This window comes from Yersinia aldovae ATCC 35236 (genome assembly GCF_000173735.1).
In the GTDB taxonomy this organism is placed as follows: domain Bacteria; phylum Pseudomonadota; class Gammaproteobacteria; order Enterobacterales; family Enterobacteriaceae; genus Yersinia; species Yersinia aldovae.
On record NZ_ACCB01000009.1, the window covers coordinates 67659 to 82227 of the forward strand.

Here is a 14569-nt window from a genome sequence, read left to right on the forward strand (position 1 = left end):
TGTAGCCAAAAATTCTGATAACTCAAATAAACTCAAACTGCGCGTCTAACCTGCTCATCCAGCAGTTGTGAAGTAATATCGGCAGGTTGCGGGGAAAGTTTACGTTTTTTTACTGCGCGGGAAGGTGGTTGGCAAAGACTACAAATAAAACTGTTACGCGGTTGGTGTGCATGAGTGATAAAAGTACCACCACAGCAACTGCAACCAGAAAGTTGCAACATGCCACTGTCAACGAAGCGAACCAGCGTCCAGGCACGGGTCAACGCCAGTAATGGCGGCACTCCGGACTGCTCAGGACACTGTTCCAAATAAAGACGATAAGCCTTAACTACCGCTTCGACACCGGTGCATTGACCGCTTTTTAGCAAGATGCTATAGGCGTTATAAAACATCGATGAGTGAATATTTTGTTCCCAAGTCATAAACCAATCTGTCGAAAATGGTAGCATTCCCTTAGGTGGCGGACTGCCTCTTAGCTCTTTATAAAGCTTAATCAGACGGCCTCGGCTGAGTTGCGTTTCGCTCTCAAGCATCTGCAGACGCGCACCTAAAGTAATTAACTCCATCGCCAAATGAATGTCTTTGGCTTCCTGAACAATACTTTTCTCAGCCATTAGTCATGCTCTTTTTTTAGGTGAACTACCGTCTTTTAACGATAGTTCGTGGAGTAAGTGACTAGACAATAAAATACCGGTATGGATTTGCTGTAAGTCATCCACGCGAGATTCTTTCGTCAAATGATGGATAGTATTATGATCGCTGAAACGGAAATGGCAGACCAATTGGTTAGTTTCTGCTAATTTCACTATTTGCGGCAAAGTTAACTGTGATAATGCATCGGCCATTGCATCCGTAATACCTAAGCGAAACATCGCAGAGGCCTTTTCATCGTTAATTAACCGTTGTGCTAATAGCAAATACGATAAATTAATATCATAAATATGTTTGAGTAATTCAGATGTACTCATCTTACACATCCCGACTGATTATGTTTTAAAACATAAGTTGGATGATAGAATTCATCACCCAAGACCTGGGATCCTTCCCGTTATACAGTTAATTTGAACCTATAAAACTCAAGGTAATTACAGCCTAGTTGCGTTAGGTTACAAAAAATACCATTCCGGTATGAAATAACATGTCAAGAGGTATGGCTGTTGTACATTTTACGTTGATCTAATCGCTCGCCTTCGACATAAAACTTTACTTACAAAGCATTAGGATTATTCCTAAAGAGGCCCAACTCTACTCCCGAATCGTTAGCACATACAACGTAACTAGCTATTCATTTTAAATGTAATGTGACGCGTATCACAAAGATAAAATATAAAGTTGTTTCACCCCGTTACTTTTGATCACTTACCATCCACTTGTAAGTTCAAAAAACAACCATAAGTCAGAAAGTAGCTAAAAAGCTATCTATATCGGCCTAATTCTTATCATTTTGAGATCAATTCGAACAAATGCATTCCTAAACCAAAATAGCAGAACAAAAATCTGTCATAACCTAAAATTATCCATACTAACGCCTGAATGCTGCTGTCATTACTTAATAACCATATAATAACGTAATATAACTATTTTATTTCTACGAATATTTATGCAGATTAAAAATACTCTTTTAGCGACTAATAATTAATCTGATCACTATTTATCTTTATAGAGAACCCCAGAACGTATTAAAAAAGGCAATAAAGGTAACTCTATATTTCACTCAACCTACACTACATATCTTTCCGATAGTTCTTTTTCAGCATGGATTCATATCCCTAAAACCTCAAAAAATTGTAAATGAAATGTATGTGATAATAATTAATAATGTTTATAAAATAACTCATAGCAGGCGCGAAGTTACCGACACTCTCACTAACTAATTGCTGTAAATCGTATTCTTTTTTAGCCAATGTTAAGTTGTGACTGATATCTCATTTATAAATGGTGCAATCCCCTAACCTTTCTTTAAAAGTTGTGCTTATGGGAGCCAAATCATGGGATATAGAAATGTATTGGTCGCCGTTGCCCTTTCGCCTGATAGCCAAAAACTGGTTAATAAAGCCGTTTCCATTGTTCAACCATACAATGGCGTAATTTCTTTAATTACGCTGACGACTGAACCCGAAATGTACAATAGCTATGCAGCCCCTATGCTCGGCGACCTTCGCGCAGTGATCCAGGAAGAGGCTCAACTATTTATGGAAGAGTTGGAAGTCAACGCCAGTTACCCAATTGAGCACAAAAATATCGTTCATGGCGAGTTTGCCGATAGCATGGCTTACATTTGCAAACAGCAGCATATTGATCTGGTGATTTGTGGCAATCACAGCACCCACCTAATGAACAAGTTTTCTTGTTCCGCCGCCCGATTGATTAACGCCAGCATGGTGGATGTGCTTATCGTCCCACTGTAATCCGCGATCATCTTTTCCATCGTTCAAAAATCTGTCTGAGAAAAAATCGTGGTTGTTCTCTGTGAGCACTATTAGCTGAAGCCTTTACGCAGAGTTCTACTATTATTTTCTACATTAATATGTCAGTTGGTCTTATAGCACTGCGATTTATCATTTTTACTCCGCACCTTCTTTTCATCACACATAGGCCTTTAACTCAATAAACAACTAAGGGAATCTGATGCCTCAAGATAAAACAACCAATCGCCGAATTCTGTTAGCCTCGCGTCCACACGGCACACCAAGTTGTGAAAACTTCACCCTGGATAGCCAACCTATTCCACAACCGGATGCCGGTCAGATATTACTTCGAACCCGATATCTGTCTCTTGACCCTTATATGCGTGGCCGGATGAGTGATGCCCCCTCCTATGCGGCTCCCGTTGAGATTGGTGAAGTGATGGTTGGAGCGGTAGTTGCGCGGGTTGAAGCTTCCCGTCATCCTGATTTTCAGGTGGGTGATTGGGTGCTGGCCGGGAGTGGCTGGCAAGATTATGCACTTTCAGAGGGTTCGGGTATCCGCAATCTTGGCCCACAACTATCCCACCCATCACGGGCTTTGGGTGTACTGGGAATGCCCGGTTTTACCGCTTATATGGGGTTGTTGGATATCGGTCAACCTAAAGCAGGAGAGACATTGGTTGTCGCAGCCGCAAGTGGGGCCGTCGGTTCTGTGGTGGGCCAAATGGGTAAACTGAAAGGGTGTAAAGTCATCGGGATTGCGGGCGGCACGGAAAAATGCCGTTATGTGGTGGAAGAATTGGGTTTCGACGCTTGTATCGACCATCGGTCAACCGATTTTACCCAACAACTGGCAACAGCCTGCGCAGCGGGAATTGATATTTATTATGAGAATGTCGGTGGTGCAGTATTCGACGCAGTATTGCCATTACTCAACCCACGCGCCCGGATTCCTGTCTGTGGTTTGATTGCACGTTATAACGACACTGGACTTCCCGACGGGCCAGACCGCTTGCCATTGCTGCAAAGCATTATTTTGCGCAAACGTATCCGTATGCAGGGCTTCATCATCTTTGATGACTACGGCCACCATTATGATGATTTCCTACAACAAATGACGCAGTGGGTTGATCAGGGGAAAATCAAATTCCGCGAAGATCTGGTGGAAGGATTGGAGAATGCACCGCAAGCCTTTATCGGCCTGCTTGAGGGCAAGAATTTTGGCAAACTGGTCATTCGGGTAAGTAACGAATAGCACTTGTGATTCCGGGGTCAACTGACCCCGGATAGCGCTTTATCAACTGATGTTATATCGGTATAAATGAAACTGTTAGAACCACTTACCGAAACGGCGGATGTAAAACTGTTTCATCAGTTGCGCAACGATACAGTAGCTCACCAGCGTGCCGGCCAACCACGGGAAATATTCCCACGGCAGTGGTACCAATCCGACTAAAGTACCTAATGGAGAGAACGGTATATAAATACCAATCGCCATAATCACCCCAGTGGTTAATAGCACGGGTAATGCTGCGGTACTTTGAATAAACGGAATTTTTTGCGTTCGAAGCATATGAACCACCAGCGTCTGCGACAGCAATCCTTCAATAAACCAACCTGATTGGAACAAAGCCTGATGTTCAACACTGTTGGCGGCAAACACGAACCACATCAAAGCGAATGTCGTAATATCAAAAATTGAGGAGGTCGGCCCGATCCAGAGCATAAAACGGCCAATGTTTTTGGAATCCCACTTACGTGGTTTACGTAAAAACTCTTTGTCCATTTTATCCCACGGCAGGGAAAGCTGCGAAATGTCATACATCAGATTTTGTAGCAGCAAGTGGATAGCTAGCATCGGTAAAAACGGTATAAATGCACTGGCAACCAGCACTGAAAATACGTTACCGAAGTTAGAACTGGCAGTCATATTCAGATATTTGATGATATTACCGAAGGTTTCACGGCCAATAATGACCCCCTCTTCCAACACCATCAGATTTTTTTCCAACAAAATAATATCCGCAGACTCTTTGGCTATATCGGTGCCAGTATCGACCGAGATCCCCACATCTGCATCACGTAACGCCGGAGCATCATTAATACCGTCCCCGAGGAAACCGACCGTATGACCATTGCTTTGCAACATTTTCAACACGCGCGATTTCTGCATCGGAGTCAGTTTGGTAAACACTGTGCGCAACTCGACTTCGCGTGCCAGCGTCTCGTCATCCATGATTTCGATATCACGTCCACTCAGCGGTTCGCCCGGTTCAAGCCCTACATCACGGCAAATTTTCGCCGTAATTACCGGGTTATCACCGGTCAGGACTTTTATTGCGACACCATTTTCCCGCAATGCAGCAATAGCTTCTTCAGCACTCTCTTTAGGTGGGTCAAGGAAAGTCAGCAAGCCCTGAACTACCAAATCACGCTCATCGCCAATATTTAACGGCAATTTACTCAGCTCAGTGCCCAACTCGCGGGTGGCAAGTAACAGGACACGAAAACCGTCTTCATTATATTGGGTAGAAAGTGCCAGTAATGCAGCGCGACGGGCGTCATCCAGTGGGTATATTTCATCACCTTCACGCACATGGGTACAGGTACTGAGCATCTCCTCCACGGCACCTTTACAGATTAGCCGTTGGTGCTGATGCTCATCTTTTACCACAATAGACAGACGGCGACGGATGAAATCAAACGGTAGCTCATCGACTTTATTAAAGCTACGTAAGGCATCAATTTCTGGTTTACCACGGCTGAATTTAATAACCGCTTGATCCATCAGATTGCGCATACCGCTTTGATGATAACTATTCAGCCACGCAAGTTGTAACACCGTGCTGTCATTACTACCAAAGACGTCTATATGGTGTTCCAGAATGATGCGATCTTGGGTCAAGGTGCCGGTCTTATCTGTACACAGCACATCCATAGCACCAAAGTTCTGTATTGCGTTCAGCCGCTTAACCACAACTTTTCGCCGTGACATCGCAATGGCACCTTTGGCCAGATTGGAACTTACAATCATCGGTAGCATTTCTGGTGTCAGCCCAACGGCAACCGCCAGTGCAAACAATGCCGCTTCAGTCCAATCCCCTTTAGTGAAACCATTAATCAGTAATACAATTGGTACCATCACCAACATGAAACGAATCAATAACCAACTAACGCTGTTAACACCACGGTCAAATGCGGTTTGAGCGCGGTTGCCGACAATGGACTTAGCAAGCGACCCGAAATAAGTATGCCCACCCGTGGCGACCACCACTGCCATCGCGGTTCCGCTGGCCACGTTGGTTCCCATTAGGCAAATATTCGATAACTCAAGTAATTCACTTTCACTATTGGCCACCCCATCGACTGATTTGTGGCTGATAGAAGCCATTGCATCATACTTTTCGATCGGGATGGCTTCCCCGGTCAGGATAGCCTGGCTGATAAATAAATCTCTGGATTTAATCAAGCGTAAATCCGCAGGGATCATATCCCCGGCGGATAACAGAATGATATCGCCCGGCACCAACTCCTTAATGGCTATTTCTTGTTTGACCGGTTGGGCGCTGTAGCTACTACGACGCAGTACTGTTGCGGTGGTGCGTACCATTGATTTTAGCGCTTCTGCCGCTTTATTCGTCCGGTATTCTTGCCAAAAACGCAGCAGCCCACTGATTAGCACCATCGTCACAATAATGCTAACGCCAACCAAGTCTGTTTCTTCACCTTTCTGTAGCGGTAACCAATAATCAGTAAAGAAACTGATCGCCGCTAAAATCATTAACACAAAAATAAAAGGATTATTAAATGCCGCCAGAAGCTGGATCAGTGCGGGCGGCGCTTTCTCATGAGCAACTTCGTTAATTCCGTATAACTCCAACCGCTCTCTGGCATCTTCTTCTGTCAGCCCGGTTAAATTCGCATTCAGTTTGGATAATGTTTGATCCAGACTATTTTTAGCCTCCCGCGCAATAACAAAAGGCTTTTTATTATTGCTGTGGCTGGTTCCTGTTTTTTTAAATTTGGTCATAACGCTTCTCTTTTAATTCTAAACGCACAGGACTTACCCGCTCTATTATTGAGAGGTAAATGTGCTGAACTATCATTGCGCTGCCAATATTATATTTAATTAGCAGCAGCTAGTTAACTTAACTCCGGGGTGCTCGTCCATAACAACTCCTTACTACCACAAGGGTTAGTGTTATTTTAAATAACCTAATAAAATTACGATTAAATAGAACAGTACTTTCGTACTCTATTTTATTCTCCGTCAAACAGGCAGTTCAGACGCAATACGCCAATGAATAGCACTAACACTGCGTTCCAAACTCACGCGACAAACAATATTTTCAATTTCTTTTTGTGCTGCTGGTGTCGCCATTATTTCAGCGCAGACTTCCAATTGCCCTGGCCGGGCAATATCAGCACTACAGAGTGACTGTAGCCGTAATGCCATACCATTTAGCGCTTGTAATATTAGAGTACGGACCAATACTTCATCTTCGGCACCACAAGTAACCTGAATCCGATAACGCACTTCTAAATCCACCGCTTGCTGCTGCGGCTGCATATTAATACGCTGCGCAGCCTCACGTAATAATATATTGGCACACAGGATGACACCGGTCGCAACCACCGCATTCCAATACAAGCCAAGGCCGCAAAGCACACCAATACCCGCAGAACACCACAGCGTAGCTGCCGTATTAAGACCGCGGATATTCATGCCCTCACGCATAATGACACCGGCCCCCAGAAAGCCAATACCAGAGACAACTTGTGCAGCAATGCGACCGGGGCTATCGGGTGATGTCGCATAAGAGCTAAGAATAAAGACGGCGGCACCGGTAGCAACTAATGCATTAGTGCGCAAACCCGCCATACGCTGACGCCATTGTCTTTCGGCACCAATTAATGCGCCCAAGCACATCGCCAGTAATAAATTCACAACAAAAGGAGTTAATGCCATGATTCTCTCCATGAAATAATCATTGGTAGAATAATCATGTGCTATTTAGCACACAGGTAATTGTGCCGAGCTATATACCCTAGGGTATTACTCAGCAATAACCAGTGTGGCTATCTGGAGGAAATAGTGCGTGGCTGTTAAATAACATAATAAAATTCCAAATTAACACCCTCGATAAATGATTATCGAGTTAAATCGTCATTTGGGGTTGCACAACTCAGGGAATAAGAGAGGGTGCTGCCCGCCATTTTTCGGCAAGCAACAAATCAGAAGAAAGATCGGTTAGCTTGCCTTGCTTATTTGACTAGTACTTTGCGTGTCCATTAGTTTCTCCACCGAAATTTTTCAAGAGTATAATTGCGAGTGATAATTATGTAAAGGTTATATTTCTAAACAAAGCTTAAACCAGCGAGGACAAATTAAATAATAGTATTAACCATAGGAATATATAGTCAAAATAATTGGCATTACCATCGATGCCTTAAGCAAACCAAATTGCGTTTGCCGCAGCCAAAGGATCATCTCATCAAGCCATACTAATGCCATCGTTGCAGCAGAAAAAGATATCGTAATCTATTGAGCTAATCCGTGTTGGTGTACCTAACTTCCCTTCTCTACCCAACAGCAGCAGTAAATATTGCCACCACACGCGCTGTCGGCAACGACTCATATCAAGTCATTGACGTAATTACAGAAATAGAGTGAATCATTAAGCCAAATTGCGACTGAGATCTCATTTATAACCCTAACTATTTTAGGACCGTTGCCGATAGATTCTTAAAGGATTGTTAAGAAAATTTAAGATAAGAGGTGGATTAACTTTACCTAACGATACCCGTCAGACAAGGAATTTTCCTCCAGCGATTATAGAAACGGAACTAACAATGAAAAGTGGAAGTACGCATCAGCCATTGGACATAAAAATAGCCCCAGAGCCTAATAATACGAAAGTATTATTTGTTAATAACCTGCGTCTGGTTACTTTGTTTATCGCTATATTGGCGGGAATACTGCTGTTATTTGCCGCAGCAATCGGTACCTCTGGCTACTTTTTAAAACAGAGTAACCAATCACTGGCGCAAGCGACGCAAGAACTGGACATCCGTTTGGGGCTGTCTAACAGTTCAAATCATCTGCGCACAGCCCGCCTGATCTTGATTCAGGCTGCATCATCCGCACGTATTGGTGACACTACCGGTTATCAACAGGGTTTGAAAAATGCAGCAGAACGCATTGCACAGTCACAACAAATGTTTGATCTCTACTATAACCGCCCTATTAAATCTGAAACTGACACCGCTTTGGATGTCCCACTGAAAAAAGCCTACGAGCAGTATCGTGATGATGGGATAAAACCCATGCTCGCATCGACTAAAGAAGGCCATTTCGAAGAAGTTATCTCACTTGAGGCAGAAAAACTCAATCCGCTGGATGAGGCTTATGATGAACCATTGCTGAAAGCGGTAAAATATCGTACTGAACAAGCTAATCTGATTAATCAGACCGCACAACAGGAAGCACGCCTCGGTTATATTCTGATGGGCAGTGCCTTTATTCTGGCTATCGTACTGACGGCCATTGCCTTTTTGGTGATCAGTAAAGTTATTATCAACCCGATTAATTGGTTGGTTGAACGCATTCAGCGCATTGCTCAAGGTGACCTGACACAAGCCTGCGGCTCATTTGGTCGTAATGAAATTGGGGTGTTAGGTAAGAACATTCAGCAGATGCAAGACTCTTTATCTACCACGGTTGAAGCCGTTCGTAGCAGTGCTGAATCTATCTATAAGGGGTCCAGCGAAATAGCATTAGGCAATACCGACCTTTCTGCTCGCACCGAACAACAAGCGGCAGCACTGGAGCAAACTGCCGCCAGCATGGAACAATTGACCGCGACCGTGAAGCAGAACGCTGAAAATGCCCATCACGCCAGCCAACTCGCAGCCAATGCGTCAGGCAAAGCGGTTCAAGGGGGCGATATTGTGAATGATGTTATCAGCACGATGGACAAAATCTCTCTCAGTTCAATGAAAATTGCTGAAATCACCAATGTTATCAATAGCATCGCTTTTCAAACAAATATCCTGGCACTGAATGCAGCGGTAGAGGCAGCAAGAGCCGGTGAGCAAGGGCGTGGATTCGCGGTTGTGGCCAGTGAAGTGCGCAATCTGGCACAGCGCAGCGCAGATGCCGCCAAAGAGATCGAATCTTTGATTGAAGCGTCAGTTGACCTCATTGGTGATGGCTCCATTTTGGTTTCAGATGCCGGTAAAACAATGAATGAGATCGTGACGGCTGTTATTCATGTTACTGATATTATGGGCGAAATAGCATCAGCATCCGATGAGCAGAGTCGTGGTATCAGCCAGGTTGCGCAAGCAATATCTGAAATGGATGACGTTACGCAACAAAATGCCTCTTTGGTTCAGGAAGCTTCAGCGGCGGCGGCCTCTTTGGAACAACAAGGTGAAATACTGACTCAGGCTGTCGCAGTATTTCGTCTAAACGGCCATCGCCCTGCGCCAACGGTTAAACAATCAACCAAACTGAAAAGTACCAGCGTGAATAAGAAGACAGATGATGATTCATTCAATTGGGAAAAGTTCTGAGTTAACAAAAAATCAGTCCAGCTAAATTGAAAGAGTACCAGGCAGAACCGGAGGATAAAGTGAAAACCATCCTCCGGTTTTATTTCAGTACAAAAGGCAATGTAATGCGCTAGGTTGTGCACAAACCGAGGGAGGAATGAGTGCTACTTGTGTAGTGGTTCAACAAAGGTGCCATCATGGCTATCAATTTCATTAAAGAACCAGACCCCTGCCGGATAATCCTCCAATGAAACCAAATACATGACACCCTCGCTAAACTGTTCTACCTCTAAAACAACCCCTTCGCGCCGAGGGCCGCCGTCGGTTTTTACGGTCACCCGATCATTAACTTTCATGCTATTACCTTTAAATCAATTAATGCTGCTAGTGTAGTACAGAATTAGGTGAGAATGATAAGGTTTACGTAGCGATAACGACATACTTCTTAGAACAAATATCAGGGAGCAAAAAAGGATTTTTTACCTAAGAGGGCAGTGACAATGGAGCGTTACAAGGCTAAGAGAGGAGGCGTTTTAGATTTAGCTTATTGTACAAAGTAAAAAACCCGCCTTAGCGGGTTTTTTTATAATCAGCCAAGGGCCAATTAGATTGCAGTTACGTTTGCTGCAGACGGACCTTTAGCACCGTTCTCGATAGAGAACTGTACATTCTGGCCTTCAGCCAGGGTCTTGAAGCCTTGATCTTGGATTGCAGAGAAGTGAACGAACACGTCTTTGCTGCCATCAGCTGGAGTGATGAAACCGAAGCCTTTAGACTCGTTGAACCACTTTACTTGACCTTTCATCATGTTAGACATGTGTATTTCCTTTATTAAAAAATTTTGCCACCATGGGCGTGTTATAGCCGGTTATCAGTCGTTACTTATGGAGGCACTATGAAGGAAATTCGTCAGTGAAGAGCTATCAACGATAACGCTTTAAATATGAACCACTTTACTCAAGATGTCGTGCATAAATAGGTCTGTACCACAGGCCGAGACGCATTAACTCATGACCGGCTTTTAATAGCAACTCTTTTTAGCGAGCAAACAGAAGATTCTGGTCCTCATGCCTAAAAAGAAACCAAAAAAGCTACTTATTATACACTTGCTTCACATTTTTATGCCGAATAATCAGCAGGATTACTGTAAATTAATTTATGGCGTGTAGCGCGAGTATGTCGCGACCACAGTTTTACCAGTCATCTTAGCAATAAGGCCGCATCATGACGTCACAACTAAAGGCACAACAACAGACTGCCCTGCCCCTATCGCACATTTTATCTCGCCGCGATTGGGAGAATCCGCAAGTGACGCACTATCATCGTCTCGAAGCACACCCGCCTTTTCACAGTTGGCGTCATGCCACAGACGCCCAACGAGATGCTCTCTCAGCACAGCAGCAACCACTCAACGGTCCATGGTTATTTAGCTACTTCACACAACCTGAATTAGTGCCCGACCACTGGGTTGAGCAGGACTTGGCTGAAGCGCAAACGATACCGGTTCCCGCCAACTGGCAACTGCATGGTTACGACACGCCAATTTATACCAATGTGCAGTACCCTATCCCGGTTGATCCGCCGCGGGTGCCACAACAGAACCCGACCGGCTGCTATTCGCGTGAATTCACGCTGCAACCCGATTGGCTAGCCTCAGGTCAAACGCGCATTGTTTTTGATGGTGTCAGTTCGGCGTTTTATCTGTGGTGTAACGGGAAATGGGTGGGTTACTCACAAGACAGCCGCCTGCCGGCCGAGTTTGATCTTACCCCTCATTTGCAGGTTGGGAATAACCGTCTTGCGGTTTTGGTGTTGCGCTGGAGTGATGGCAGTTATCTGGAAGATCAGGACATGTGGCGCATGAGCGGCATTTTCCGCGATGTCAGTTTGCTGCATAAGCCAGATATTCATTTACGTGACATTCACGTCACAACACATTTATCTCCGGAATTCAGTTCGGCTAATTTAGCGGTAATGGCATCGGTTAATATCCCCCTTCTGAATATCAATAACCCACTAATTACCGCCACCTATCAGATTCGCCTCGAGCTTTGGTTGGCAAATGAGTTAGTGGGTAGCCTGCAACAACCTCTTGGGACGGATACCATTGATGAGCGGGGCCACTATAGCGACCGTACCTGCCTGAAGCTGCGAATCACCCAGCCACAATTATGGAGCGCCGAGCAACCGACACTCTATCGCGCCGTCATTTCGCTGCTCAATGAGCGACAAGAATTAATGGAAGCGGAGGCTTATGATGTCGGTTTTCGTCAGGTGGTAATTGATCAGGGTTTACTTAAAGTTAATGGTAAAGCCGTTTTGATAAGAGGGGTAAACCGTCACGAGCATCATCCACAAACAGGCCAGACAGTAGATAAAGCGAGCATGATGCAAGATATCATGTTGATGAAACAGCATAATTTTAATGCCGTGCGCTGTTCTCACTACCCAAACCACCCTTTATGGTACCGGCTGTGCGACCAATATGGCCTGTATGTTATTGATGAAGCGAATATTGAAACGCACGGTATGCAACCCATGAGTCGGTTGGCTGACGATCCGCAGTGGTTTTCTGCGTTCAGTGAGCGGGTCACGCGCATGGTGCAGCGGGATCGTAACCATCCTTGTATCATTATCTGGTCATTGGGCAATGAATCTGGTCACGGTGCAACCCATGATGCCCTTTACCGTTGGATTAAATCGACCGATCCAACGCGCCCGGTGCAATACGAAGGCGGCGGCGCGAATACCCCAGCAACCGATATCGTTTGCCCGATGTATGCCCGCGTTGATGAAGACCAGCCATTCCCGGCGGTTCCAAAGTGGTCGATTAAAAAGTGGATTGGTCTACCTAATGAATCACGCCCGCTGATTTTATGTGAGTACGCTCATGCGATGGGCAACAGTTTTGGCGGTTTTGCCCGTTACTGGCAAGCGTTTCGCCAATATCCACGTCTACAAGGGGGGTTTGTTTGGGATTGGGTCGACCAAAGCCTGACGCGCCAAGATGATAATGGCCAGCCTCATTGGGCCTATGGTGGTGATTTTGGCGATAGCCCTAACGACCGCCAATTCTGTATGAACGGATTGGTCTTCCCCGATCGTAGCCCACACCCGAGCTTATATGAAGCGCAGTGTGCACAACAATTCTTCCAGTTCGAGTTGCTCAGTACCGCCCCGTTGCAGATAAAGGTAACCAGCGAATATCTATTTAGAAGCAGCGACAATGAGCATTTGTATTGGCAAATTGAACAAGATGGTGAATCCGTGTTGGAGGGTAACCTGCCACTGAAACTCGCTCCTGAAAGCTCACAAAGTTACTTGCTGGCAGAGCACTTACCCTCACTCAACAAATCAGGCCACTTATGGCTGAACGTTGAAGTAAGGCAGGCTGAAGAGACGCCTTGGTCAGCGGCTAATCATCGGTGCGCCTGGCATCAGTGGCGTTTACCTCAGCCACTGCGTTCACCGATAACACAACGTAACCCGGCAGAAGAGCACAATGAGCTGCAACTGCATCACAATGAAAGTACGATTATTGTGTCTCATCAGCACCAGCGCTGGCACTTTAGTCGCCAGAGTGGCTTGCTAGAACAATGGTGGGTGGGCGACAAAGCGCTGCTAATCAGCCCATTACAAGATCAGTTTGTTCGCGCACCGCTCGATAATGATATCGGTATCAGTGAAGCAACGCATATCGATCCCCATGCCTGGGTTGAACGCTGGAAAAAAGCCGGTATGTATCAATTAGCACCGCGTTGTGCCGCTTTACAGGCTGATACGTTATCTCAGTCAATCCAAATTCGTGCCGAGTACTGTTATGAATTTGAGCAACAGGAACTGCTGCGTAGCCGCTGGTTGTACTCCTTTGATAATCAAGGCCGCATGACCATTGATGTCAATGTACAAGTGGCAACGTCACTGCCTGCACCGGCCAGAATAGGCATGTGTTGCCAATTATCTGAGGTCAATTCTGACGTGAGCTGGTTAGGGATGGGGCCGCATGAGAACTACCCTGACCGCCAGCTTGCAGCACAGTACAGTCATTGGAAACAATCGCTGGAGAAAATGCATACACCATATACATTCCCCAGCGAGAATGGCTTACGTTGCGGAACCCACGCGATGCATTATGGCCACTGGGCAATAACAGGCCAGTTCCATTTCGGGATAGGTCGTTACAGCACCCAGCAATTGATGAACACCAGCCACCAACATCAGCTAAAACCAGAACAAGGCACCTGGTTGAACATTGATGGCTTCCATATGGGGGTCGGTGGTGACGATTCATGGAGCCCCAGTGTCCATACTGACGCTCTGCTGACCAATGAGATTTATCAGTATCAGGTATGCTGGCAATACAAAAGCTGAAATGAATTATAAGTAACATATTGATACATAACTATAATGGCTTAACGCAATTTCGGATTTATACCTATATCGATAAAAATAGAATATTCATACAATCAATGTGCCCCAAGTCTCTCTTAGTCTTGATTGTCAAATGCAAGTAAGCCATACATGCATTATTCTTTTGCAAAATTTCCGCGCCCACACTGTTGGGCGCTTTTTTTTAGCCTCTCACAGTTCTTACAGACTGCCCT

General features: G+C 45.2%; 10 protein-coding genes. 4 read left to right on the forward strand and 6 right to left on the reverse strand.

All coding sequences use genetic code 11. The annotated features are described in order from the left end of the window. Positions 1-32: 32 nt before the first annotated feature. Positions 33-614, reverse strand: a complete 582-nt coding sequence (gene flhC, locus YALDO0001_RS06210; RefSeq protein WP_004700996.1) for a flagellar transcriptional regulator FlhC — start codon at positions 612-614, stop codon at positions 33-35. A gap of 3 nt (positions 615-617) precedes the next feature. After that, positions 618-968 (reverse strand): flagellar transcriptional regulator FlhD, encoded by a 351-nt coding sequence (gene flhD / locus YALDO0001_RS06215; RefSeq protein ID WP_004700998.1) that lies wholly within the window; start codon positions 966-968, stop codon positions 618-620. 1020 nt (positions 969-1988) lie between these two features. On the opposite strand from flhD, the gene uspC reads away from it, so the two are divergent. Continuing rightward, complete coding sequence (gene uspC / locus YALDO0001_RS06220) at positions 1989-2408, forward strand: universal stress protein UspC (protein WP_004701001.1); 420 nt, start codon at positions 1989-1991, stop codon at positions 2406-2408. 220 nt (positions 2409-2628) lie between these two features. Beyond that, the gene (gene curA / locus YALDO0001_RS06225) at positions 2629-3663 is read left to right on the forward strand and encodes an NADPH-dependent curcumin/dihydrocurcumin reductase (RefSeq protein ID WP_004701002.1); all 1035 of its coding nucleotides are present in this window, start codon (positions 2629-2631) and stop codon (positions 3661-3663) included. A 75-nt stretch (positions 3664-3738) separates the two neighbouring features. Here the strand turns inward: curA and mgtA are convergent, their stop codons facing one another. Further along, positions 3739-6438 (reverse strand): magnesium-translocating P-type ATPase, encoded by a 2700-nt coding sequence (gene mgtA, locus YALDO0001_RS06230; protein WP_004701004.1) that lies wholly within the window; start codon positions 6436-6438, stop codon positions 3739-3741. Between the two features lie 240 nt (positions 6439-6678). Beyond that, the gene (locus tag YALDO0001_RS06235; protein WP_004701006.1) at positions 6679-7377 is read right to left on the reverse strand and encodes an MgtC family protein; all 699 of its coding nucleotides are present in this window, start codon (positions 7375-7377) and stop codon (positions 6679-6681) included. 884 nt (positions 7378-8261) lie between these two features. On the opposite strand from YALDO0001_RS06235, the gene YALDO0001_RS06240 reads away from it, so the two are divergent. Continuing rightward, complete coding sequence (locus YALDO0001_RS06240) at positions 8262-9986, forward strand: methyl-accepting chemotaxis protein (RefSeq protein ID WP_004701011.1); 1725 nt, start codon at positions 8262-8264, stop codon at positions 9984-9986. 143 nt (positions 9987-10129) lie between these two features. On the opposite strand, the gene dsrB is transcribed toward YALDO0001_RS06240, so the two are convergent. Together dsrB and cspE are read right to left on the reverse strand one after the other, a co-directional pair. Then, positions 10130-10321, reverse strand: a complete 192-nt coding sequence (dsrB, locus tag YALDO0001_RS06245; protein ID WP_004701013.1) for a protein DsrB — start codon at positions 10319-10321, stop codon at positions 10130-10132. A gap of 248 nt (positions 10322-10569) precedes the next feature. Beyond that, positions 10570-10782, reverse strand: a complete 213-nt coding sequence (cspE, locus tag YALDO0001_RS06250) for a transcription antiterminator/RNA stability regulator CspE (protein ID WP_002210893.1) — start codon at positions 10780-10782, stop codon at positions 10570-10572. Positions 10783-11189: 407 nt separating this feature from the next. Here cspE and YALDO0001_RS06255 point away from each other — a divergent pair, with 407 nt between their 5' ends. Then, entirely contained in the window at positions 11190-14336 is a 3147-nt protein-coding gene (locus YALDO0001_RS06255; protein ID WP_042839492.1) for a beta-galactosidase, read from the forward strand. The last annotated feature ends 233 nt before the right edge of the window (positions 14337-14569 follow it).